This is a genomic window from uncultured Alistipes sp., from assembly GCF_910580175.1.
GTDB lineage: Bacteria > Bacteroidota > Bacteroidia > Bacteroidales > Rikenellaceae > Alistipes.
In genome coordinates this window covers 316,543-339,768 of the sequence record NZ_CAJTXD010000002.1, presented here as the reverse complement: position 1 = coordinate 339,768, position 23,226 = coordinate 316,543, and the positions used below count along the sequence as shown (strand labels likewise).

Below are 23,226 nucleotides of genomic sequence, written 5' to 3'. Positions count from 1 at the left end.
TGAGAAACCAACAATTTCTGCGGATTTTTTTCTACTTTTGATGGCGATGAAACCGTTTTTTATTCTCCTTTTTACCCTCGGAGCGCTTCTCGCCCCCGGTTGCAGCGGCCGCACGCACTACTCCGCGGCCGATTTCGACCTCGAAATCTACGCTCCGGCCTATGCCGCCGGATTCGACATCCGCGGCAGGCGGCACGACAGATCGACGCTCATTACCATCCGCAACCCTTGGCAGGGAGCCGAACGCATCGAACAGCATCTGCTGGTGCTGCGCGAAGGTGCCCAGGCACCCGCCGATTTCAACGGGCAGGCAGTCAAGGCCCCCGTGCGGCGCGTCGTCTGCCTTTCGTCGAGCCACGTCGCCTTGTTCGATGCGCTGGGCCAGGTGCGCCGTATCAAGGGCGTATCGGGCATCGACTACATCTCCAACCCCTACATCCGCACCCACCGGGCCTGCGGCGAAGTCCGCGACGTAGGACACGACAGCGATCTGGATTTCGAGCTGCTGGCAGCCATGCGTCCCGACATCGTTCTGCTATACGGCGTGACGGGCGAAAACACCGTCATGACCGGCAAGCTGCAACAGCTGCGCATTCCCTATATATATATAGGCGATTACCTCGAACCTTCGCCGTTGGGCAAGGCCGAATGGATGATCGTCGCCGCAGAACTATGCGATCTGCGCGATACGGGCGAGAAGACTTTCGCCGAAACAGCCGCCCGCTACAATGCCACGGCACAACGCATCCGGACTTACGTCGACGAACATTATCCCGACATCGCATGCCGCCCCAAGGTGTTGTTGAACACGCCCTACCGCGACATCTGGTTCATGCCTCCGGCCAACAATTACATGGTGCGACTGATCCGCGACGCAGGCGGCGACACCTACACGGCATCCGAACAAGGCAACGCTTCGCAGCCCGTCGACATGGAGCAGGCCTATCTGCTGGCCGCCGATGCCGACATATGGCTCAATGTCGGGGCATGCAGCTCGCTCGCCGAACTCAAAGCACAGAATCCCAAGTTCGCCGACCTGCCCGTCGTGCGCAATGGCCAAGTCTATAACAACACCCGCCGCCGCACTCCTGCCGGAGGTTCGGATTTCTGGGAATCGGGCGCTGTGCATCCCGAGTTGATCCTGCAAGACCTCACAGCGATTTTTTACCCCGCATCGGGCATCGACACGCTTACTTATTATCAACGTCTCAAATAGAATGCGCCGCCCTGCCCTGCTTTTCGCCTTGCTCGCTACGGCTGTCTGCGTGCTTTTCATCGCCGACCTGGCCGTAGGATCGGTCGCCCTCGCACCGCACGAAGTATGGCAGGCCCTGACGGGCGGCTCGACGGACGCCACGACCCGCGACATCGTATTGAACATCAGATTGCTGAAAGCCCTGACGGCTCTGCTGGCCGGTGCGGCGCTCGCCGCCGCCGGTCTCCAGATGCAAACGCTCTTCCGCAACCCGCTGGCCGGCCCTTATGTGCTGGGGGTCAGTTCGGGCGCCGGACTGGGCGTGGCGCTTTTCCTGCTGGGCGCCCCGCTGCTCGACGTGGCGAGCCATGCGTTCGTCCGGTCGCTCGGCATCGCCGGGGCGGCCTGGATCGGCGCGGCAGCCGTGTTGGCCGTGGTCATGGCCGTCAGCCGCAGGATCAAGGACATCATGGTAATCTTGATCCTCGGCATGATGCTCGGCTCGGGCATCGGATCGGTGGTCGAAATCTTGCAATTCCTTTCCAACGAAACCGCACTCAAATCGTTCGTCGTGTGGACCATGGGATCGCTCGGCGACGTTACCGGCCCGCAGCTCGCGCTGCTCGCCCCCGCCGTAGCAGCAGGTCTGGTTCTATCGGTGGCGGTCATCAAACCGCTCAACCTCCTGCTCTTGGGCGAAAACTATGCCCGCACGATGGGACTGAACATCCAACGCACGCGCACCTTGATTTTTGGGTCCACCGTCTTGCTGGCCGGCAGCGTCACAGCATTCTGCGGCCCCGTGGGATTCATCGGGCTGGCCGTGCCGCACCTGGTGCGCATGCTTTTCCGCAGCGCCGACCACCGCATCCTGATGCCGGGCACGATGCTCGCAGGCGCAGGGCTGCTGCTCGTCTGCGACTTGACAGCCAAACTCCTCGCTCTGCCCATCAACAGCATAACCGCCTTGATGGGCATCCCGGTGGTAATCGTAGTAGTCGTCCGCAACCGCAGTTTCTTCTGATGGGCATCTCGTTGAAAAATATCCGTTTGGCCTACGGGCCGCACATCTTGCTGGACAATGTTTCGGCCGACCTGCCGGCAGCTTCGCTCACAGCATTCATCGGTCGCAACGGCACGGGCAAAAGTTCGTTGCTGCGCGCAATCGCAGGACTCGCCCCCGTCGCGGCCGGCGAAATCGCCCTTTGCGGACATCCGCTTGCAACGCTTCCGCCCCAGCGGCTGGCCGCCACCGTTTCATGCGTTACCACCGACAAGGTACGCGTGGCCAACTTGCGCTGCGAAGATATGGTAGCGCTGGGCCGTGCACCCTACACCAACTGGATCGGCCGCATGCAAGAGGACGACCGCTCGGTCGTCCATCGCGCCTTGGAGACGGTGGGCATCGCCGATCTGGCTCGCAAAACGATGGACACCCTTTCCGACGGCGAATGCCAGCGGGCGATGATCGCCCGGGCACTGGCACAGGACACGCCGGTAATTCTGCTCGACGAACCCACGGCGTTCCTCGACCTGCCCAACCGGTATGCTCTGGCCTCGCTGCTCGGACGCCTGGCTCACGAAGAACGGAAGTGCATTCTTTTCTCGACTCACGACCTGGACATCGCCCTCGGGCTGTGCGACACAGTCATGCTCATCGACACCCCGGAACTCCACCACCTGCCGGCAGCCGACATGGCCGCCAGCGGCTTGATCGAACGGCTGTTCTCCGGCGACGGGCTGACGTTCGACGCAGCCTCCGGGCAAGTTCGCACCAACAAACGGCAGCCCGCCCCGCACAATCGGCAGTGACCGCGCATTTTCATCCGGCCAGCACGTCCGGCTGCATAAATTTGCACCCGAAAGCCACATTTTTTTCTCTTTTTTTTGTTGAAGTCACTTTTTTATTTACCTTTGCACCGCTAAAGTACCGCCAAGCGGGCAGGAAATAGCGGTAAAGGCCCATTCGTCTATCGGTTAGGACGCAAGATTTTCATTCTTGAAAGAGCAGTTCGATTCTGCTATGGGCTACACGAAGAGACCGGAACGGGAGCCGCAAGAGAACCGAGGAGAGACCGCCGCAGAGCCGCTCTTTTCCTTTCGGCGCAAATCCGGACGATCTCTACGGGTAATCGATGTTCAGGAGCGGGTTTCCGACCCATCCGCAGGCAGCTACGGCTGACCCCAGAAAGACAACTTAAAAAGTAAAAATAAAATTAACGGATTATGGCAAACCATAAGTCATCGAAAAAACGGATTCGTCAGACCGCGACCAAGCGTGCGCACAACCGTCTGTTCCACAAGACGGCTCGCAACGCCGTGAAAGCGCTGCGCACGACGACCGAGAAGAGCGCGGCCGAGGCTCTGCTTCCCAAGGTAACCTCCATGCTGGACAAGTTGGCCAAACACAACATCATGCACAAGAACAAGGCGGCCAACCTCAAAAGCGCACTCCAGCTGCATGTCAACGCTCTGTAATCCGACTACGGATCGAAAAAAGCCACTCTTTGCAGAGTGGCTTTTTTCATGCAGTGCGGCCAAACATCCTCGCAACAAATACCTCCAGTCCCCTCTCCTGCGACACGCCCCTATGACACAATGCCCCCTGCAACAAACGACCTAACAATAAACAAACCCACAACACGCCAGTCCCACGACCAATGGCCGGATTCTCCTTGTAAGAAGGGTCGAACTTGTTTGCATTGCATGCGACTTATGCTATCTTTGCAGCAGAACTTCGCTGCACAGCACGGACAAGTCCGCAAACTTCGCCCGTAAAAGCGGCTGTTTCAAATCTTTTCCCGTCATGAAGAAATTTCTCTGTTTATTATTCGCGGCTTGCCTGCCGCTCTGGCTTTCGGCCGAGAACTACCCCTACCGCAGCGACATGCTGTGGATCGCACAGCCCGACCATGCCGACTGGCTATACAGCACGGGCGAAAAAGCGAGCATCGAAATCCGGCTCTACCGCTACGGCATCCCGCAGGACGGAGTGACCGTACACTACGAACTGGGCAACGATCTGATGCCGGCCGACAAGTCGGGCAGCGTCGTGCTGCGAAACGGCAAGGCGACGATCCGGATCGGCACCATGCAGCAGCCGGGCTTCCGCGACTGCCGGCTCACGGCCACTATCGACGGGCAAACCACCCGGCACCATGTCAAAGTCGGCTTCTCGCCCGAGCGGATCGAACCCTACACCGCTCTGCCGGCCGATTTCGTCGGGTTCTGGGCCGACAACAAGGCACAGCTTGCTGAAGTTCCGTTGCAATATACCAAAGAGCGGGTCGAAAAATACAGCACCGACAAAATCGACTGCTATCTGGTCAAATTACAGATCAACAAACAGCGGCAGGCCATCTACGGCTATCTTTTCTACCCCAAGCAGGCCCGGCCGGGAAGCTGTCCCGCCGTGCTGTGCCCGCCGGGTGCCGGCATCAAGACCATCAAAGACCCGCTGCGCCATAAATACTACGCCGAGGAGGGTTTCATCCGCTTCGAATTCGAAATCCACGGGCTGCATCCCGAGCTGCCCGAGGAGACTTTCCGCGAAATCAGCGCTGCATTCAACGGCCGCGAAAACGGCTACCTGACCAACAATCTGGACAACCGCGACAACTACTACATGAAGCGCGTCTACCTGGCTTGCGTACGTGTCGTCGACCTGCTGACCTCGCTGCCCGAATGGGACGGCAAGAATGTGATCGCCCAAGGCGGCAGTCAGGGCGGAGCACTGGCGCTGGTGGCTGCAGGACTCGATCGACGTATCACAGCCTGCGTAGCCAACCACCCTGCACTCAGCGACATGGCGCGCTTCAAGGCTGCCAGCGCCGACGGCTATCCCCATTTCTCGCGCATACCCGGGATGGACACACCTGACAAGTTGCAAACGATGGCCTATTACGATGTAGTGAATTTCGCGCGGCAAATCGAGGTGCCTACCCGCCTGACCTGGGGCTACAACGACAACACCTGCCCGCCGACCACCAGCCAGGCGGTCTACAACGTGCTGCGCGGCCCCAAGGAAGCGCTCGTCACGCCGATCAACGAACACTGGACTTCCGAAGCCACCGAACGCGGGCACTTGGAGTGGATCAAAAAACACCTGATAAAATAGACCGGCGTCCCCAGGCCACCCGCCCGGGCACAAAAAAAAGGAGACCCCGCGTCTCCTTTTATCATATGTATCCCGCCCGAATCCCATCCGCAAGCGCAGGTGCTGCCCGGCCCCGCTGCCACACGATCCGGCGGCGCGACCTGCGCAGTCCTTACTTCTCCAGCCCCTCGATTACCGAGACGATCCGTTCGAACACCTCGTCCATCGTGCCGGTGCCGTTGACCGACGCATACTTGCCCCGGGCGGCATAATAGTCCGAAACGACGGCGGTCTGCATGCGGTAGACCTCCAGCCGGCCGCGGATTACCTCCTCCGACGCATCGTCGGCACGCCCCGAATCCTTGCCACGCAACAGAATACGGCGCACCAATTCCTCCTCGGGAACATGGATGTCGACCATGATATCGACCTTCAACCCATGCTTCGAAAGGATGGCGTCGAACGCCTCGGCCTGCACCGTGGTGCGGGGAAACCCGTCGAAAATGCACCCTTTGGCTTCCTTGTGCGAAGCCACATATTCTTCGATCATGCCGATGACGATTTCGTCGGGCGCCAACTTGCCTTGTGCAATATACGATTCCATGCTGCGCCCCAACTCCGTACCTCGCCGGATATGCTCGCGAATTACCTCGCCCGTCGAAACATGATCGATGCCGAACTGCGCTTTCAACCGCTGGGCCTGCGTACCCTTGCCGCAACCGGGAGCGCCGAATAAGACGATGTTGATCATAACGAATCGCTGATTTTTAGACCCGGCAAAACTACAACTTTTTTTTGGGAAAAATGGAAAGATTAGTTAGTTTTGTAAAAATTTTAAGGAATGGTTCAGCAGAAAAAACGCACCGAAATCGCCGAACTGGGCGAATTCGGCCTGATCGAAAAGCTGACGGCCGGTTTCGCCCCGCGCAACGCCTCCACGCTGCGCGGCCCGGGCGACGACGCGGCCGTGATCGCACCGGGGCGCAGCGAAAAAGTGCTCGTCACGACCGATTCGTTTTTCGAGGGCGTCGACTTCGACCTAACCTACTTCCCGCTCAAGCATCTGGGTTACAAGGTCGTGACGGCTGCCATAAGCGACATTCTGGCCATGAACGCCACGCCCTCGCAGATCACGGTGTCGCTCGGCGTCTCGTCGAAACTGCCGGTCGAAGCGCTCGAAGACCTCTACGAAGGGATCGGCTTCGCCTGCAACGAACACGGCATCGACCTGGCGGGCGGCGACACACGGGCTTCGATGACAGGGCTGGTCATCAGCATCACGGCGGTCGGCCTGGCCGAAAAGAAACGCATCGTCTACCGCGACGGTGCCGGACAGAACGACCTGATCTGCCTCACGGGCAATGTCGGGGCTGCCTACATGGGACTGCAACTGCTCGAACGCGAAAAACGCGTGCTGGCCGACGTGGCCGACCCCGAACCGCACTTCTCGGGCTACGAATATCTGCTGGAAAAATACCTCAAGCCCCGCCCGCGCACCGACATCATTGCGGCGCTGGCCGAGGAAAAGATCGTCCCCACGGCAATGATCGACCTTTCGGACGGTCTGGCCAGCGACCTGATGCAGCTGTGCCGCGCATCGAAATGCGGCGCCCGCATCTACCTGGAACGCATTCCCATCGCGCGGCAGACAACGGCCCTGGCCGAGGAGATGCACACCGACCCGGTAGTCGCGGCGCTCAACGGCGGCGAAGACTACGAACTGCTCTTTACCGTGCCGCTGTCGATGCAGGAACAAATCATGCGCCTGGGGCTGGTCGACGTCATCGGCCACATCACACCCGAATCGACGGGCTGCTTCCTCGTGACGCCCGACGGTTCGGACATCCGGCTGAAGGCGCAGGGATTCCCGGAAAAACAGCAATAGGCAACGGTTCTGAAAGATTTAAAACGTTTTAATACGCTAAAAATTCGTTTTAGCAACTCCCCTATCGCATCTTTTTACACCTCGAAATATTTCATTTTTAATTTAATATTCGTATCTTTGCCGTCCCGAAAAGGGAACAACCATTTTAATTCAACGTATTATGAACAATTACGAAACCGTTTTCATTGTCACGCCGGTGCTGTCCGAACAGCAGGTACAGGAGGTCGCTGACAAATTCCAGGGTGTCATCACCGAAAACGGCGGTCAGATTGTGAACAAGGAGTCGTGGGGCCTCAAGAAGCTCGCCTATCCTATCCAGAAGAAGACCACCGGTTTCTACTTCCTCGTGGAGTTCACGGGCGAGGGGACGCTCATCAACACGCTCGAAACGCAGTACCGCCGCGACGAGCGCGTGATCCGTTTCTTAACTTTCAAGCAAGACAAGTTCGCCGTAGAATACTCGGAGAAGCGTCGTGCGAAACTTTCTAACAAGCAGGAGGAGTAAACCATGGCACAGGACAACAAAGCACAATCCGAAATCCGCTACCTGAACCCCGTTTCGGTAGACGTCAAGAAGAAGAAATACTGCCGCTTCAAAAAGCTCGGCATCAAATACGTCGACTACAAGGACGGCGAATTCCTCAAGAAGTTCCTCAACGAGCAAGGCAAGATTCTGCCCCGCCGCCTGACCGGCACTTCGCAGAAGTTCCAGAAGAAAGTGGCACAAGCCGTGAAGCGTGCCCGCCACCTCGCCATTCTGCCTTTCGTAACCGATTGTATGAAATAATTTAAGGAGGACGAGACTATGGAAGTGATTCTGATCAAAGATATGGAGAACCTGGGTTACGCGAACGACATCGTGAACGTGAAGCCCGGTTACGCGAACAACTACCTGATCCCCCAGGGCTTCGCCAAAGCCGCCACGGCTTCGGCGAAAAAGGTGCTGGCCGAGAACCTGCGCCAGCGCGCCCACAAGGATGCCAAGATTCTGGCCGACGCCCAGGCTTTGGCCCAGACGATCGGCAACCTGTCGCTGTCGCTGGCCGTGAAGGCCGAGGAGGGCAAACTCTTCGGTACGGTAACCGCCGCCGACCTGGCCGAGGCGCTCGCAGCCAAGGGCATCGAGCTGGATCGCAAGGTCATCAGCGTCGAGGCCATCAAGACCGTTGGCGAGTACGAAGCTACGGCCCGCCTGCACAAGGAAGTCAAGGCTACGATCAAGTTCTCGGTTGCTGCCGCAGAATAACGGAAATCCCAATCCTGCCTGACAGGATTACAACAACGAATCGCGTCCTCTTAACAGAGGACGCGATTTTCAATATGCCCCTTCCCGACGAACGCCTCGAAAGGTTCCGATTCCGACCCCGACTCCGATTTTGCCCCGGTTCCGGCTTCGGCAACTTCGGCACGGCAGCGACAGCCGAAGAACCGCTGTGCCGACACAAATTATTCTTCAATGCAACCTGACCGCCGGAGAATCAGGACGATCGGATTGTCGGGCATAAGCTCGCAGCACCATGCCCACGCCGATGAAAATTACCAGAGCGAAAACGACCGTATCGGCATGCAGCCTGCCGAGTTTCAGAGCCACAGACACGGCGATCGCCACTACGGGCTGCAAATAGGTATAGATGCTCGACACGGTGGAAGAAACAAAGCGCAACGAATAATTGAACAAGATATTGGGCAGGTAGGTCTGTACCACGAAGACGGAAAGCGCCGGAAGAAGCGCATGCTGGGCTATGGCAGCATAATCGGTCTTCAACAAGTCGCCCAATCCGAACGGCAGCACGATGACCGCAGCCAAGCCGTAGAGCCAGCGCATGACGGTCGTCACGCGATATTTGGAGACCAGCCCCTTGAAGCAGACCATGTAAACGGACGAGACGCACGCACAAAGGAAAATCAACACGTTGCCCCAGAACTGCGCATGCACATGCAATGCACCGGCCCCGGTCAATATTACCGCCACAGCGCCGGACATGCCGAGCAACAAACCTGCAACCTTCAACTTGGAGAACCGATCCAACCCGAGCATCACGGCGAGCAATAACACCAGAATCGGCACGATGGTGTCGATGATCGACCCGTCGATGGGCGAGGTCTTGGACAGGCCGAACATCAAGAACACCTTGCGCAACACCCCCATCAACAAAGCCGCACCGACGAACTTGCGGATGTCGCCACGCTCGACGTGCTCGGCACGCTCCCAGAAAAGAGGCACGAACGCAATCAGGGCCGTAGCGATCAACGACCCCGCGACCAAAGCCATGGGACGCAAATAACCGTTGAGCAGCAAATTATAGAACGGGAAATCCAAGGCCCAGATGCAGTTGCATGCCAACAGAGCCAGATGGGGTTTGAGTTTGCTCATCCGTATTCGTTTAGGCGCCCCATGCGCAAAAACGATGCCCGGCGCGCCGTAGAAGAGGGCATGCCGGGCATTGACGGAATCAAGAAACACCGGGCAATGCCGACGAAGGAGTCATGATCGCAAGGGCATGCCGGGCATTTCCGGAATCAAGAAACTCTCTCAACGATGCCCGAAAGAATTCATAAACGGCACTTTCCGCCCGCAATGATAATGGTTCCAGGCATCCTTGGCATAACCGTCGCCCAAATATTCGAACGAAAGAACCGCAGCATCCCCGATCTTCACGCCATTGTAAAACACCGACCAAGCATCCTTGCCATATCCTCCGCCCAAGTATTCGAACGAAAGAACCGCAGCATCCCCGATCTTCACGCCATTGTAAAACACCGACCAGGCATCCTTGCCATATCCACCGCCCAGATTCTTAAACGACGAGGCCGAAGCCCCCTCCACCTTGCGGCCGCGGTAATAGACATTCCACCGGTCGACAACATATCCAGCCTTGCGGCGACCGTGCTGCGGGCCTGCGGGCTGCATCTGCGGGCACTGCTCCGGCCCGATACCGGGCCGATGTTCCGGGCCATGCGGCGGACGATACATAGACGAGTTTCCAGGCCGGCACCGCGACCCGCTGCGGCGCGGAGTTTCCGGCTGCTCCGACGAGCGAGCATCCGACCGGTGCTCCGACGACCGCTCTACGGCAAACGTTTCCGAAGTCAATGCCGCTGCAAGCGTCATCGCAGCAAACATCATTGCAATCGCTCGTTTCATATCCAATTCTCTTTTTGAAGTCGAACCTTTCCGCACGCATCATACGGAAAAATCCGAAACACACCCTTTATATATAAAACGGCGGCCGCCCCCGATCCAGTATGCCGAAACCACGAAAACACAGCCTGCCGCATTCAGAAAAAAAAGACACCCGCACGGAAACGAGCCGCACGGGTGTCCTGCTTATGAGTCGGAAAAACTACTCTTCCTTCTTACCGGCTTCGGCGGCTTCCATGGCGCTCTTCAGAGCGGCCAGACCGGCGATGTCGCCGAGGGTCGTCTTCTCGACCGAAGCGTTGATCTTCTTCACGGTCGACTTCGTAGCGTCGGCAGCAGCGCGCTTCTCGGCCTTCTCGGCAGCGATTTCGGCGCGGCGGGCCTCCTCATAGGTGCGAACGTGCGAAAGCGTGATCCGCTTGGTGGCCTTCGAGAACTCGATGACCTTGAAATCGATCTTATCGCCGACTTTCGGCGTCGAGCCGTCCTCCTTGGTAAGCTGACGTGCGGGGCAGAAACCCTCGACATTCTCGGCCAACGATACGACGGCGCCCTTGTCGGTCATCTCGGTAATGGTACCCTCGTGTACGGTGTCGATCGAGAACTTGCCCTCGATCTCGTTCCAGGGGTTCTCCTCCAGCTGCTTGTGACCCAGCGAGAGACGACGGTTGTCCTTGTCGATTTCGAGCACCACGACGTCGATGTCGGCACCTACCTGCGTGAACTCGCCGGGATGCTTGACTTTCTTCGTCCAACTCAGATCCGAAATGTGGATCAAGCCGTCGATACCCTCCTCGATCTCAACAAAGACACCGAAGTTGGTAAAGTTGCGCACCTTGGCTGCGCACTTCGTACCGACGGGATATTTGGTCTCGATGGCAGCCCACGGATCGGTGGTCAGCTGCTTGATGCCCAGCGACATCTTGCGCTCCTCGCGGTCGAGCGTCAGGATGACGGCCTCGACTTCGTCGCCGACCTTCATGAACTCCTGGGCCGAACGCAGGTGCTGGCTCCACGACATCTCCGAGACGTGGATCAAGCCCTCGACGCCGGCAGCGATCTCGACGAAAGCACCGTAATCGGCCATGACGACCACCTTGCCCTTGACCTTGTCGCCGACCTTGAGGTTCTGGTCGAGCGCCTCCCACGGATGGGGAGTCAGCTGCTTGAGACCCAGGGCGATGCGCTTCTTGGCATCGTCGAAGTCGAGAATCACGACCTGGATCTTCTGATCCAGAGCGACGATCTCCTCGGGGTGGCTTACGCGGCCCCACGAGAGGTCGGTAATGTGGATCAGACCGTCGACACCGCCCAGGTCGACAAAGACGCCGTAGGAGGTAATGTTCTTGACCGTACCCTCGAGGATCTGACCCTTCTCGAGCTTGGACATGATGATCTGCTTCTGCGCTTCGAGTTCGGCCTCGATGAGCGCCTTGTGCGACACGACCACGTTGCGGAACTCCTGGTTGATCTTGACCACCTTGAACTCCATGGTCTTGTCGACGTATACGTCGTAGTCGCGGATGGGCTTCACGTCGATCTGCGAACCGGGCAGGAACGCCTCGATGCCGAATACATCGACGATCATACCGCCCTTGGTGCGGCACTTGATGTAACCCTTGATGATCTCGTCCTTGTCGAGCGCCTCGTTGACGCGATCCCACGACTTGAGCTGACGAGCCTTCTTGTGCGAAAGCGACAGCTGGCCGTTCTTATCCTCGGCCGAATCAACGTATACCTCGATCTTGTCGCCCACCTTCAGGTCGGGGTTGTAGCGGAACTCCGATACGGGGATGATACCCTCGCTCTTGTAACCGATGTTGACGATCACTTCGCGCTTGGTCATGCCCGTAACGGTACCCTCGACCACTTCGCCTACGGCTACGTTGGACAACGTTTTGTCATAAGCCGCAGCGATTTCGTCCTTGGGCTGGCTGTAAACGCCCAGATCGTTCTCGAACGAATTCCAGTCGAAATTCTCGTTTGCGACTACATTTTTTGTTTCTTCCATGATGGAATGGTTGCGATACAATCGCTCGTTAAAAAGTTAATAATCAAAATATTCGCCTCGCATACACGCTTCGCGCACGCACGAAAGGCCTGCAAAGATAACGCTTTTTCCTGTAAAATCAAACATTTGCAGTCTATTCGATTACCATCAGCACCTGCTGGCGCATGCGGTTGTCGGGCCGCAGGGGGCTGTCGTCCTCCAGTTCGTCGACCAGCACATCGGCCACCTCCTCATCGAGAATCTCGCCGTCGGCATACTCCAGCCCGTGATAGTTCTTGAAAATATAATCGCTCAAGGCGATTTGGTAAACCCGCCCCTCGCGCAACTCATGGAACCGCACGTCGAACGCCCGATCGGCCTCGTCGACCAGAATCGTGTAAGGCGTCGTGAGGATCAGATCGACCCGATGCCCCTCGCGCGTATCCTCGTTGTACTTGGTCACGATCATGCGGCGAATCTGCTCGGGCGTCATCTTCATGACGGCGATCCGTGTGCCGAACGGCTCCAGATCATAGACCCGCGCACGGCTCACGTCGCCCGCCGCAATGCCGTCGAGCCGCACGCCGCCCACATGGTAGAGTCCCAGATCGGCATCGGCTTCGTCGGCGATGGCCGAAGCCATCCAGTTGGCCAACCCCGCCTTGTCGGCCGGCAAGGCGAACTTCCCGATCGCCTTATTCAGTTCAGCATCGGCATAATAATCCTCCACCTGCCGGGCAAATGCCTCGTCGGGCGCATAGCCATCCAACGGCACCACGCGGAAATCGACGCTCTCGACCTTATGTCCGCGCAGCCTGACGGTCGAAACGCCCACGTTCTGCAAGTTCTTGCCCGTCTGGGTCAGCAGCGTGCCGTTGACCAGCGTATCGAGCACCACATGCGTATGCCCGCCGATGGCCAGGTCGAAAAGCTGCGTCTTGTTGAGCAATTCCATGTCGCGATCGTCGCCCATATGCGAAAGGAGAATCAACACATCGACTTTCGGCCGCAGCTCGGCGGCATATTTCATCGCTTCGGCCTGCGGATCGGGAAATGTCAACCCTACGAACGACGACTTGTTGCCCGCAGGATGGCCCGGCCCCTCGTAATTGGTCACAGCGCCCACGATCCCGATGCGGACGCCGCCGCGCTTGACAATTGCATAAGGGGGCAGCTGGGGAAAAGTGGCCGTGTCGCTGACGACATTGACGGCCACCACCTCGAAATCCATGCTGTCGAGCATACGGCCCAGATAGGCCTGCCCGTGGTCGAACTCGTGGTTGCCGACCGTTACCACGTCATACCCCAAACGGTTCATCAACTCGACGATGGGCTTGCCGGGGGCAGGCACCTTGTCGACGAAAGCGTTGCCCGTCCAACGGTCGCCCGCATCGACCAGCAGCACCAGCTGCGCCGTATCGCGGCATGCCTCGACGGCGGCCGCCAACTGCGGGAAGCGCTGGATCTTGGCGTGCATGTCGTTGGTCGACAGAATCACGAGCGTCCGCTCGCGCGGCGTGCAGGCGGCGACCGTCGAAATCACGGCAGTCAAAAGAAGGATTCGGAACAATTTTTTCATATTTACCGGTTTTGTTGTCAATAACGATCAAGAATTGTCAAAATTACAAAATAATTTCTATCTTTACCTGCTGTTTAGCGAATAATCGTTTCTCCTATGGCCGACACCATCAAAATCGTCTGCGATAACCTCGGCGAAGAACTGGAAGTGGCTTCCGGCACATCGCTTGCAGAGGTGGCCCGGCGCATCGAACCGGGCCCCCGCCCGTTCCTGGCCGCCGAAGTCAACAACCGCATCAAAGAACTGAACTACAAGATATATACCCCTGTGACGGTGCGCTTCGTCGATGTGACGTCATTCGCCGGCATCCGGGTCTACCAACGTACGGCCTGGTTCATCCTCCAGAAAGCCGTGCACGACCTCTACCCCTCGCAGACGCTGCACATCCGCCACTCGCTGGGGCGCAGCGGCTTCTACTGCGAAATCGAGGGCATCGACGAATTCACTGCCGGGGAGGCCGCGAACCTGCGCCGCCGCATGCACGAAATCGTCGCCGCCGACTACCCGATCCACCGCACCCGGGCGCTCACGAGCGAAGTCCGCGCCCGCTATGCGGCCTCGGGCTACACCGACAAGATCGCGCTGCTGGACACACGGCCGCGCCTTTACAGCGAATATTACACGCTCGACGACGTAACCGGCTATTTCTACGGCGCGCTGGCGCCCTCGACGGGCTACATCACGCTTTTCGGCATCGAACCCTACTACAATGGCTTCTACCTGGCTCTGCCGCTCCGCACGGCGCCCGACCGCATACACACCGACTTCTATCAAGAAAAGATGTTCGGCATCTTCCGCGAGTACCAATCGTGGGTCGGAATCATGGGTGTGCCTACGGTAGGCGACGTCAATTCGAAAGTGCTGGCGGGCGACGCCGGCGGCATGATCAAGCTGGCCGAGGCGTTCCACGAACGCAAGTTCGCCTGGGTGGCGGACACCATCTACGAGGCCAACCTCACGCGCGGCACCCGCATGGTGCTGATCTCCGGCCCCTCGTCGAGCGGCAAAACGACCTCGGCCAAGCGGCTGGGCATCCAACTGGGCGTGCTGGGACTCAAACCCGTGATGATCTCGCTGGACGACTATTTTGTGGAACGCGAGAAGACCCCGCGCGACGAGAACGGCGAGTACGACTACGAAGCGCTCGAAGCCATCGACCTGGAACTCTTCAACGACCACTTGCGCCGGCTGATGGCGGGCGAGAGCATCGACATCCCGCGCTACGACTTCGTGACCGGCCGCCGCACGCAGCACAACGCGCCGCTGACGCTCGACGAACGCTCGATCCTCATCATCGAAGGCATCCACGGACTCAATCCGCGGCTGACGCCCTCGATCCCCGACGAGCAGAAGTTCCGCATCTACATTTCGTGCTTCACGTCGGTGGCCATGGACAACCTCTCGCGCATCGCGACGACCGACAACCGGCTGCTGCGCCGCCTGGTGCGCGACAGCCGCCAGCGAGGCGCCGACGCTCCGGCCACGCTGGCCCGCTGGGCAAGCGTACGCCGCGGCGAGGAAAAACACATCTTCCCCTACCAGGAAAACGCCGACGTGATGCTCAACTCGTCGCTCTTCTACGAAATATCGGTCTTGCGGCCCTATGCCGAGAAGATGCTGCGCGAGGTGCCCGACACGCTGCCCGAATACGACGAAGCGCGCCGGATGCTGAAGTTCCTGGACAACTTCATCCCCATTCCGCCCGACGAAATCCCGCCGACGTCGATCCTGCGCGAATTCATAGGCGGCAGCAGTTTCAAATACTGAAAAGAAAACCAAGAAATCGCATACGGATTCTTCTCCGGCACGACCCCTGCCCCGGCCAAACCCCGCAAATTTTAACCCGCACTAATATTATGTTCGACAAATTTGAATCGCGCCACATCGGCGTTACCAACGAAACCGAACTGCACGAAATGCTCGCCGTGATCGGCGTGAAGTCGGTCGACGAACTGATCGGCCAGGTAATCCCGGCTTCGATCCGGCTCAAGAAGCCGCTCGCTCTCCCGGAAGGAATGAGCGAATACGAATTCGCGGCCCGCATCCGCTCGCTGGCCGACCTCAACCGTCCGCTGCGTTCGTTCATCGGCATGGGCTACTACCCCTGCGCCGTGCCGGCCGCCGTGGTGCGCAACGTCTTCGAGAATCCGGCGTGGTACACCTCCTACACCCCCTATCAAGCTGAAATCTCGCAGGGCCGTCTCGAAGCGCTGCTCAACTTCCAGACCGCCGTCATCTCGCTCACAGGCATGGAGATCGGCAACTGCTCGCTTCTGGACGAAGGCACCGCCGCGGCCGAAGCCATGGCCATGATGTTCTCGCTGCGCTCGCGCGAAGCGGTCAAAGAGGGGCGCAACCAGCTCTTCGTCGACCGCAACATCTTCCCGCAGACGCTCGACGTGCTGCTGACGCGCAGCGAACCGTTCGGCATCGAACTCATCGTCGATGACTACGACCAATATGAATTCACGGGCCGCGAGTTCGGCGCCATCGTCCAATATCCGGCTGCCGACGGCGCCGTGCGTGACTACGGCGCCTTCACGGCCGCGGCCCATGCCGCCGGAGCACTCGTCACGGCCGTCGCCGACCTGCTGTCGCTGGCCCTGCTGAAAGCGCCGGGCGAGTGGGGCGCCGACATCGCTGTGGGTTCGGTACAGCGTTTGGGGCTTCCGATGGGATTCGGCGGCCCGGGCGCCGGCTACATGACCACGCGCGAAGCCTACAAACGCAACATGCCGGGCCGCATCATCGGCGTCTCGGTCGACCGCCTGGGCAACAAGGCGCTGCGCATGGCGCTCCAGATGCGCGAACAGCACATCAAACGCGAGCGCGCAACGTCGAACATCTGCACGGCTTCAGCCCTGATGGCCTCGATGGCGGGCTTCTACTGCATCTACAACGGCCCCGAGGGGTTGCGCCGCGCCGCCGAAACGGCCCACCGGGCCGCCCTCACGGTGGCCCGCGCGCTCGAAGCGCTCGACTACCGGCTGGCCGCCACGGAGTTCTTCGACACGCTCGAAGTCGAAGCCGAAGCCGCCGTGGTGCAGTCGCTCGCCCTGGAGTACGGCATCAACTTCTACTATCCCTCGGAAGGCACGGTGCGCATGTCGTTCGACGAAGTGACCACACCGGATGAAATCGAGACTGCGATCCACATCTTCGCGGCGGCCAAAGGCAAGAAGATCAAGGCTGTGAAACCCGCGACGGAGAACGGCATTCCCGCCGCACTGCGCCGCACGGGCGCCTATCTGCAAGAACCGGTCTTCAACAGCTACCGTTCGGAAAGCGCCCTGATGCGCTACATCAAGAAACTCGAACTGCGCGACATCTCGCTGGCCAACTCGATGATCTCGCTGGGGTCATGCACCATGAAACTCAACGCCGCGGCGCTCATGCAGCCCCTTTCGCTGGCGGGGTTCCAGAACATGCACCCCTTCGCACCGGCCGACCAAGCCGAGGGCTACATGCAGCTGATCCGCGAACTGGAACAAGACTTGGCGACGATTACGGGCCTGGCGGCCTGCTCGCTGCAACCCAATTCGGGCGCGGCGGGCGAATATGCCGGTCTGATGGTAATCCGCGCCTATCACCAGAGCCGCGGCCAAGGCTACCGCAACATCGTGCTGATCCCGGCCTCGGCCCACGGCACCAACCCGGCGTCGGCAGCCATGGCGGGCATGAAGATCGTGACGGTGGCCTGCGACCAACACGGCAACATCGACGTGACCGACCTCGAAGCCAAAGCCCAAGAGCATGCCTCGGAGCTGTGCGGACTGATGGTAACCTACCCCTCGACGCACGGCGTATTCGAGAGCCGCATCCGCGACATCGTGGAGATCGTCCATGACGCCGGCGGCCAAGTCTACATGGACGGCGCCAACATGAACGCCCAGGTGGGTCTGACCAACCCGGGCTACATCGGCGCCGACGTCTGCCACCTGAACCTGCACAAGACGTTCGCCATGCCTCACGGCGGCGGCGGCCCGGGCGTAGGGCCGATCTGCGTGGCAGAGCATCTGCGGGCCTTCCTGCCCTCGCATCCGGTGGCAGCGACGGGCGGCGACGAAGGCATAACGGCCGTAGCGTCGGCACCGTGGGGTTCGGCGATGCTGCTGCCGATCACTTACGGCTACATCAAGATGCTGGGCGAAGCGGGTCTGCGCCGCGCCACGGAAATGGCGATCGTCAATGCCAACTACATGTCGTCGGCCCTGGCGTCGGAATACCGCACCTACTACTCGGGCGAGACGGGCCGCGTAGGTCACGAGATGATCCTCGACCTGACGAACTTCAAGAAAGAGTACAACATCGACTGCGGCGACATCGCCCACCGGCTGATGGACTACGGATTCCACGCCCCGACCCTCTCGTTCCCGGTACACGAGACGCTGATGGTCGAACCTACGGAGTCGGAACCCAAAGCCGAGATGGATCGCTTCATCGAAGCGCTCGTGCGCATCAAGCGCGAATGCGAAGCGGCCGTCGGCCAGGCGGACAACGTGGTGGCGAACGCCCCTCACACGGCACCGGAGCTGTGCGGCGAGTGGGCGCATCCCTACACGCGCGAAGAAGCCGCCTATCCGCTGGCCTGGGTGCGCGAGGCGAAGTTCTTCCCCTACGTCTCGAAGATCGACAACGGCTACGGCGACCGCAACCTGTGCTGCGTAAACCACGAATAAATTTTGGAAGCAACGGTTTTTAGACTACCTTTGCGGAATTCAAATAAGAGAAACTAATCATTCCTATGAAAGCAGAACAAAACAAAATGGTCGGCGTAGACTACAAGCTGACCGTCGACGGAGAGATAGCCGACCAGTCGCGCCCGGGGCAGCCCCTCGAATTCATCTTCGGAGCAGGCATGCTGCTGCCCAAGTTCGAAGCGGCCATCGAGGGCAAGGAGCCGGGCGACAAGGTCTCGTTCACGCTCGAACCCAAGGACGGCTACGGCGAGCTGATCGCCGAAGCGGTCGTCGACCTGCCGAAAAACATATTCATGGTCGACGGCAAGGTGGCCGAAGACATCCTCTTCGTAGGTTCGCAGGTGCCGATGAGCGATGCGCAGGGCAACCGCATGATGGGCATCGTCAAGGAAGTGGGCGACCAGACCGTGAAGATGGACTTCAACCACCCGATGGCCGGCAAGACGCTGAACTTCGAGGTCGAAGTGGTCACGGTGCGCGACGTGACGCCCGAAGACCTCCAAGGCCACTGCTCGTGCGGTTCGTGCGGCGGCGACCACGAGTGCGGCGGCGAATGCGGTCATGACGACGGCTGCGGCTGCGGCGACCACGACGGGCACTGCAACTGCCACTAAAAAGAAAGCGGCGCACGCAAAACCAAGCTCCGCACAGGGGGCGAAGGCGAAAGGTCAAACCGGTAAAGTTTTTCCTTTTGCCTTTTTTATTCCGAAGACCCGGCGCCCACGCCTCGACGAGGAGCGCCCCTCGCTTGGCCGAAACCCGACACAACCGGTAAAATCCCGCATTCCCGATTTCCCCTTGTTTTCCCTCCGCCAATATCTGCTGACCCTCGACGACCCCCACGGTCTGACCCGCACCCTGGGCGATGCGGTCTTGTGCCGCGATCAGTCGGGACGCCCGCTCTACACCACGGGCAACAGCGCCGCGGTGTTCCGCATCCGGCACAACGGCAAAGTATACGCCCTGCGCTGCTACTTCCGTCCGACAGCCCATGCAGCTGAAATCTACGGCAAACAGCTCCTGCCCAAGGAACTCTATCTGTACACCACCCCCGAACGCGGAGAATGGGTCGACGTGGTGCTGAACGACTGGATCGAGGGCGACACGCTCCATACGGCCATCGCACAAGCTGCCGGACAAGGCGACACGAAACGCCTGAAGCGACTCTCCGAAGCGTTCGACCGGCTGGCCCTGGAGCTGGTAACGGACGATCGGGCGCACGGCGATCTGAAACCCGAGAACCTCATCGTCGCACCCGACGGATCGCTGCATCCGATCGACTTCGACGCCGCGTTTCTGCCCGCATTTGCGGGCCGCCGAAGTCCCGAAATCGGCACAGCAGCATTCCAGCATCCGACCCGCACGCCGGAGGATTTCGACGCGTCGCTCGACGACTACCCTGCGGCGCTGATCGCCACGGCGCTGCACGCCCTGTCATGCGACCCGACGCTGCTGGCCCGCCACCCCGGCGACGGGCTGCTCTTTATGCCTCAACGCATCGCCGATGACCCGGCCCTGCGGGAGGTGCTGGCCCTTTTCGAACAGCAGGGCATGGCCGCCGAATGCCGGATCGCCCGCCTGCTGCTCTCGCCGACGCTCCGGCTTCCCGACCTGCCGGAGCTGCTGCGCCACACGACCGCCCCGAAAGAACCGCCGGCCGCCGTGCCCGAACTCTTTGCCGAAAACGGGCTGTGGGGCTATCGCTGCGACCGGCGGATCGTAGTGCCGCCGCTCTACGACTGCGGATTCGATTTCACGGAGGGACTGGCTGCCGTACGGCTGGGCCGCAGCTGGCATTTCATCGATACGGCAGGCCGCACAACGATCCGATGTCCCCATTGCGAAGCTGTGAAACCTTTCCGCAACGGCCGTGCGCAAGTGATCCGCGACGGACGCCGCACGGAAATCGACCGCATGGGCCGCGAATTTGAATATTAGCCGCAAATCGCTATATTTGCAACAATTTGCGGCTTCCTGCCGACCGACTTCAGGAAGCCGCGCGCTAAACGGAAAAATCCGGTACAGAGAGAAAATGCCAACCCTATCCCCATTCAGGAATTTAACCGCGGAGGAGATCGCCGCAGCGGAAAAATCGGGCACGACGGCCGAAAACTGGTTGCAGGTATTCGTGAGCGAAGATTTCGCCCCCTCGCAACTGCAACAGAGCCGGCTGGAAGGACGCGTAGAGATCGGCTCGGGCGCCCGTGTCGTGCGTTCGCGTGTAAAAAACTACCGTCTGGGCGCCGACACCCTCGTCGAAGAGACCACGGCCCTCGAATGCCGCGCACGAAGCACCTTCGGCAACGGCACGGAAGTAGCCACGATGAACGAATGCGGAGGCCGCACGGTAAAGATATACGACCGCATGACAGCGCAGATCGCCTACATGATGGCCGTCTACCGCCATCGCCCGCGACTCGTCGAAGCCCTCGGAAAAATGATCGACGCCTACGCCGAAAACCGGGCTTCGGAATTGGGCGAAACGGGGAGGAACTGCCGCATCACGGGTGCCCGGCTCGTCCGCGAAATGCGACTGGGCGACAACGCGACCATCGAGGGCGCCTCGATCCTCTGCAACGGCACCCTCTGCGACGGGGCGCACGCGGGCGTCGACGTCAAGGCCTACGACTTCATTGCGGCCGAGGATGCCCGGATCGACAACGGCACGACGCTGGAGCGTTGTTTTGTGGGCGAATGCTGCCGCTTGGACAAGGGGTTCACGGCCAGCGAATCGCTCTTTTTCGCCAATTCGCACTGCGAGAACGGCGAAGCAGCGGCCATCTTCGCCGGGCCGTATACCGTGTCGCACCACAAGTCGTCGCTGCTCATCGCGGGAATGTTCTCGTTCTTCAACGCCGGCAGCGGCTCCAACCAGAGCAACCATCTTTTCAAGAGCGGCGCCGTACACCAGGCCGTACACCTGCGGGGCTGCAAGTTCGCCAGCGGCGCCTACATCATGTCGCCGGCCGTCGAAGGCGCCTTCACGATGGTCAAGGGCAGCCATCCCGACCACCACGACACCTCGATCTTCCCCTACTCCTACCTGATCGAAAAGGAGGGGCGCTCGCAACTCATGCCGGGCGCCAACCTGACCAGCTACGGCACGGTGCGCGACATAGAGAAGTGGCCCCAGCGCGACCGCCGCAGAGTCAAGCGCGACGTGATCGACTTCGAGGAGTACAACCCCTGCATCACAGGCGCCATGCTCCGGGCCGTCGACACGCTCCACACGCTGCATGACCAAGCCCCCGATGCCGACCAATATATCCACGGCAAGACCGTGATCCGCCCGACGGCCCTCGAACGCGGCATCAAGCTCTACGACAAAGCCATCGTCGCCGCGCTGGGCAAGATGCTGGCCGCCGCGGCTCCCGACCCGCACTACGACGGCTCGGGCCGCTGGCTCGACGTGGCGGGCCAATACATCGCCAAACGCGAAGTCGAAGCCATAGTCGAGGAGATCGAGACCGGAGCATTGAGCGATTTCCAGGAGATCGACAACCGCTTCCGCGTTTTTCATATCCACTACGCCGTCTACGCCCGCAGCTGGGCCGAACACCTCTACGCCTCGCTGCTGGGCCACGCCCCCTCGTCCGAAGAGATCGCCGACGCCATCGCGGCCGCCGACAACGCCCATGCCGCGATGCGCCGTACGACCGACGCCGACCGCGACCGCGACAACTCGCTCCAGCTCTCGGTAAGTTACGGCGCGGACAGCGACGACGACGACGAAATCCGCGCCGACTACTACTCCGTCAGAGGACTTAAATAGCGCCCCATGTACACACAGAGCATCACACGCGCCCACCGCACAGCTTTTGTGCTGCTGATCGACGGCTCGGGATCGATGACCGAGCAGATCCGCTTCCGCGGACGCCTGACGACCAAAGCCGACGCCGTGGCGGCCATTACCAACGACCTGCTGTTCGAACTCGTCGAACGCGCCCGGCGCGACGACGGCGTACGCGACTACTACGACATCGCCGTCCTCGGCTACTCGGGCGACGACGAAGTGCGGGCGCTCCTGCCCGGCGGCCGGAAGATGATGAGCGTGGCCGAACTGGCCGCCTGCGAAATGCCTGTGCGCACCGAGACGATCGAGCACCGCATGCCCGACGGCTCGATCGCCCTGCGGGAAATCCTCGCACCGGGATGGATCGAACCCCATGCCGCAGGCAGTACACCCATGTACCAGGCCCTCGTGGAAGCGCGCGAACTGACATCCGACTGGTGCGCCCGGCTGGAACATGCCGCCAGCTTCCCGCCCGTGGTCTTCAACATCACTGACGGCGAGGCCACCGACTGCGAAGCCGACGATCTGCGTGCGGCTGCCGAACGCATCCGTTCGCTGCGCACAGCCGACGGCCACGTACTGCTCATCAACATCCATATCGCAGCCGACGAACGGAACCGCACGATCTTTTTCCCCTCCGACAGCGAGGCCGACTACCCCAACCGCTACGCACGGCTGCTCTACGACTGTTCGAGCCGCATGCCCGAAGTCTTCGAACCGATGATCCGCGAAGCCAAGGGGCCGGGCGCCATGCCGCCGTTCCGGGGCATGAGTTTCAACGCCTCGGCCGCCGAACTGGTGTCCATGCTCAACATCGGTTCGATCAGCGTAAAAACCGAATGAACG

The 23,226-nt window shown here is 60.1% G+C and carries 20 protein-coding genes and 1 tRNA gene; 16 read left to right on the top strand and 5 right to left on the bottom strand.

Going from position 1 to position 23,226, the window contains the following annotated elements:
• The first annotated feature begins 46 nt into the window (after positions 1 to 46).
• The 6 genes from QZ298_RS03780 to QZ298_RS03755 all read left to right on the top strand — a co-directional run bounded on the left by QZ298_RS03780 (position 47) and on the right by QZ298_RS03755 (position 5,312).
• Entirely contained in the window at positions 47 to 1,216 is a 1,170-nt protein-coding gene (locus tag QZ298_RS03780; protein WP_296005458.1) for an ABC transporter substrate-binding protein, read from the top strand.
• A gap of 1 nt (position 1,217) precedes the next feature.
• Entirely contained in the window at positions 1,218 to 2,219 is a 1,002-nt protein-coding gene (locus tag QZ298_RS03775; protein ID WP_296005456.1) for an iron ABC transporter permease, read from the top strand.
• Entirely contained in the window at positions 2,219 to 3,007 is a 789-nt protein-coding gene (locus QZ298_RS03770; RefSeq protein ID WP_296005454.1) for an ABC transporter ATP-binding protein, read from the top strand. Before QZ298_RS03775 ends, QZ298_RS03770 begins: the two co-directional genes overlap by 1 nt.
• 147 nt (positions 3,008 to 3,154) lie before the next feature.
• A tRNA-Glu gene (locus tag QZ298_RS03765) sits at positions 3,155 to 3,226 on the top strand.
• Positions 3,227 to 3,421: 195 nt separating this feature from the next.
• Entirely contained in the window at positions 3,422 to 3,673 is a 252-nt protein-coding gene (rpsT, locus tag QZ298_RS03760; RefSeq protein ID WP_296005452.1) for a 30S ribosomal protein S20, read from the top strand.
• 328 nt (positions 3,674 to 4,001) lie between these two features.
• Positions 4,002 to 5,312 carry an acetylxylan esterase gene (locus QZ298_RS03755; RefSeq protein WP_296005450.1) on the top strand — a complete coding sequence of 437 codons (1,311 nt, stop codon included), beginning with the start codon at positions 4,002 to 4,004 and terminating at the stop codon, positions 5,310 to 5,312.
• Positions 5,313 to 5,463: 151 nt separating this feature from the next.
• Here QZ298_RS03755 and QZ298_RS03750 read toward each other — a convergent pair whose 3' ends face one another.
• The gene (locus tag QZ298_RS03750) at positions 5,464 to 6,042 is read right to left on the bottom strand and encodes an adenylate kinase (protein WP_296005448.1); all 579 of its coding nucleotides are present in this window, start codon (positions 6,040 to 6,042) and stop codon (positions 5,464 to 5,466) included.
• A 90-nt stretch (positions 6,043 to 6,132) separates the two neighbouring features.
• Between QZ298_RS03750 and thiL the strand changes: the two genes are divergently transcribed.
• The 4 genes from thiL to rplI all read left to right on the top strand — a co-directional run bounded on the left by thiL (position 6,133) and on the right by rplI (position 8,422).
• The gene (gene thiL / locus QZ298_RS03745) at positions 6,133 to 7,176 is read left to right on the top strand and encodes a thiamine-phosphate kinase (protein WP_296005447.1); all 1,044 of its coding nucleotides are present in this window, start codon (positions 6,133 to 6,135) and stop codon (positions 7,174 to 7,176) included.
• A 160-nt stretch (positions 7,177 to 7,336) separates the two neighbouring features.
• Positions 7,337 to 7,681, top strand: coding sequence for a 30S ribosomal protein S6 (rpsF, locus tag QZ298_RS03740; RefSeq protein ID WP_296005444.1), 345 nt, complete (start codon positions 7,337 to 7,339; stop codon positions 7,679 to 7,681).
• A 3-nt stretch (positions 7,682 to 7,684) separates the two neighbouring features.
• Positions 7,685 to 7,963, top strand: a complete 279-nt coding sequence (gene rpsR, locus QZ298_RS03735; protein WP_010265192.1) for a 30S ribosomal protein S18 — start codon at positions 7,685 to 7,687, stop codon at positions 7,961 to 7,963.
• Positions 7,964 to 7,981: 18 nt separating this feature from the next.
• On the top strand, positions 7,982 to 8,422 hold the full coding sequence (gene rplI / locus QZ298_RS03730) for a 50S ribosomal protein L9 (protein WP_296005442.1): 441 nt from the start codon (positions 7,982 to 7,984) through the stop codon (positions 8,420 to 8,422).
• 207 nt (positions 8,423 to 8,629) lie between these two features.
• Here the strand turns inward: rplI and QZ298_RS03725 are convergent, their stop codons facing one another.
• The 4 genes from QZ298_RS03725 to QZ298_RS03710 form a co-directional block, all read right to left on the bottom strand.
• Complete coding sequence (locus tag QZ298_RS03725; RefSeq protein WP_296005440.1) at positions 8,630 to 9,550, bottom strand: DMT family transporter; 921 nt, start codon at positions 9,548 to 9,550, stop codon at positions 8,630 to 8,632.
• A 159-nt stretch (positions 9,551 to 9,709) separates the two neighbouring features.
• Positions 9,710 to 10,321 (bottom strand): DKNYY domain-containing protein, encoded by a 612-nt coding sequence (locus QZ298_RS03720; RefSeq protein WP_296005438.1) that lies wholly within the window; start codon positions 10,319 to 10,321, stop codon positions 9,710 to 9,712.
• A gap of 199 nt (positions 10,322 to 10,520) precedes the next feature.
• Positions 10,521 to 12,329: a 30S ribosomal protein S1 gene (gene rpsA / locus QZ298_RS03715; RefSeq protein ID WP_296005436.1), complete on the bottom strand. Its 1,809-nt coding sequence runs from the start codon at positions 12,327 to 12,329 to the stop codon at positions 10,521 to 10,523.
• Between the two features lie 133 nt (positions 12,330 to 12,462).
• The gene (locus QZ298_RS03710) at positions 12,463 to 13,887 is read right to left on the bottom strand and encodes a bifunctional UDP-sugar hydrolase/5'-nucleotidase (protein ID WP_296005433.1); all 1,425 of its coding nucleotides are present in this window, start codon (positions 13,885 to 13,887) and stop codon (positions 12,463 to 12,465) included.
• Between the two features lie 96 nt (positions 13,888 to 13,983).
• On the opposite strand from QZ298_RS03710, the gene QZ298_RS03705 reads away from it, so the two are divergent.
• The 6 genes from QZ298_RS03705 to QZ298_RS03680 all read left to right on the top strand — a co-directional run bounded on the left by QZ298_RS03705 (position 13,984) and on the right by QZ298_RS03680 (position 23,223).
• Complete coding sequence (locus QZ298_RS03705; protein ID WP_296005431.1) at positions 13,984 to 15,654, top strand: nucleoside kinase; 1,671 nt, start codon at positions 13,984 to 13,986, stop codon at positions 15,652 to 15,654.
• Between the two features lie 89 nt (positions 15,655 to 15,743).
• Positions 15,744 to 18,566 (top strand): aminomethyl-transferring glycine dehydrogenase, encoded by a 2,823-nt coding sequence (gcvP, locus tag QZ298_RS03700; protein ID WP_296005429.1) that lies wholly within the window; start codon positions 15,744 to 15,746, stop codon positions 18,564 to 18,566.
• 65 nt (positions 18,567 to 18,631) lie between these two features.
• Complete coding sequence (locus QZ298_RS03695) at positions 18,632 to 19,201, top strand: peptidylprolyl isomerase (protein WP_296005427.1); 570 nt, start codon at positions 18,632 to 18,634, stop codon at positions 19,199 to 19,201.
• 184 nt (positions 19,202 to 19,385) lie between these two features.
• Entirely contained in the window at positions 19,386 to 20,525 is a 1,140-nt protein-coding gene (locus QZ298_RS03690; RefSeq protein ID WP_296005425.1) for a WG repeat-containing protein, read from the top strand.
• Between the two features lie 94 nt (positions 20,526 to 20,619).
• Positions 20,620 to 22,359, top strand: a complete 1,740-nt coding sequence (locus QZ298_RS03685; RefSeq protein WP_296005423.1) for a DUF4954 family protein — start codon at positions 20,620 to 20,622, stop codon at positions 22,357 to 22,359.
• 6 nt (positions 22,360 to 22,365) lie between these two features.
• Positions 22,366 to 23,223, top strand: coding sequence for a vWA domain-containing protein (locus QZ298_RS03680; RefSeq protein WP_296005421.1), 858 nt, complete (start codon positions 22,366 to 22,368; stop codon positions 23,221 to 23,223).
• The last annotated feature ends 3 nt before the right edge of the window (positions 23,224 to 23,226 follow it).

What these genes read in the sequence shown, in the direction of transcription:
- QZ298_RS03770 (WP_296005454.1), top strand. Translation starts at nt 2,219, where the DNA reads ATGGGCATCTCGTTGAAAAATATCCGTTTGGCCTACGGGCCGCACATC.
- QZ298_RS03780 (WP_296005458.1), top strand. Translation starts at nt 47, where the DNA reads ATGAAACCGTTTTTTATTCTCCTTTTTACCCTCGGAGCGCTTCTCGCC.
- QZ298_RS03750 (WP_296005448.1), bottom strand. Translation starts at nt 6,042, where the DNA reads ATGATCAACATCGTCTTATTCGGCGCTCCCGGTTGCGGCAAGGGTACG.
- QZ298_RS03720 (WP_296005438.1), bottom strand. Translation starts at nt 10,321, where the DNA reads ATGAAACGAGCGATTGCAATGATGTTTGCTGCGATGACGCTTGCAGCG.
- QZ298_RS03705 (WP_296005431.1), top strand. Translation starts at nt 13,984, where the DNA reads ATGGCCGACACCATCAAAATCGTCTGCGATAACCTCGGCGAAGAACTG.
- rpsF (WP_296005444.1), top strand. Translation starts at nt 7,337, where the DNA reads ATGAACAATTACGAAACCGTTTTCATTGTCACGCCGGTGCTGTCCGAA.
- rpsR (WP_010265192.1), top strand. Translation starts at nt 7,685, where the DNA reads ATGGCACAGGACAACAAAGCACAATCCGAAATCCGCTACCTGAACCCC.
- QZ298_RS03680 (WP_296005421.1), top strand. Translation starts at nt 22,366, where the DNA reads ATGTACACACAGAGCATCACACGCGCCCACCGCACAGCTTTTGTGCTG.
- QZ298_RS03755 (WP_296005450.1), top strand. Translation starts at nt 4,002, where the DNA reads ATGAAGAAATTTCTCTGTTTATTATTCGCGGCTTGCCTGCCGCTCTGG.
- QZ298_RS03695 (WP_296005427.1), top strand. Translation starts at nt 18,632, where the DNA reads ATGAAAGCAGAACAAAACAAAATGGTCGGCGTAGACTACAAGCTGACC.
- thiL (WP_296005447.1), top strand. Translation starts at nt 6,133, where the DNA reads ATGGTTCAGCAGAAAAAACGCACCGAAATCGCCGAACTGGGCGAATTC.
- rplI (WP_296005442.1), top strand. Translation starts at nt 7,982, where the DNA reads ATGGAAGTGATTCTGATCAAAGATATGGAGAACCTGGGTTACGCGAAC.
- rpsT (WP_296005452.1), top strand. Translation starts at nt 3,422, where the DNA reads ATGGCAAACCATAAGTCATCGAAAAAACGGATTCGTCAGACCGCGACC.
- QZ298_RS03725 (WP_296005440.1), bottom strand. Translation starts at nt 9,550, where the DNA reads ATGAGCAAACTCAAACCCCATCTGGCTCTGTTGGCATGCAACTGCATC.
- rpsA (WP_296005436.1), bottom strand. Translation starts at nt 12,329, where the DNA reads ATGGAAGAAACAAAAAATGTAGTCGCAAACGAGAATTTCGACTGGAAT.
- QZ298_RS03685 (WP_296005423.1), top strand. Translation starts at nt 20,620, where the DNA reads ATGCCAACCCTATCCCCATTCAGGAATTTAACCGCGGAGGAGATCGCC.
- gcvP (WP_296005429.1), top strand. Translation starts at nt 15,744, where the DNA reads ATGTTCGACAAATTTGAATCGCGCCACATCGGCGTTACCAACGAAACC.
- QZ298_RS03775 (WP_296005456.1), top strand. Translation starts at nt 1,218, where the DNA reads ATGCGCCGCCCTGCCCTGCTTTTCGCCTTGCTCGCTACGGCTGTCTGC.
- QZ298_RS03710 (WP_296005433.1), bottom strand. Translation starts at nt 13,887, where the DNA reads ATGAAAAAATTGTTCCGAATCCTTCTTTTGACTGCCGTGATTTCGACG.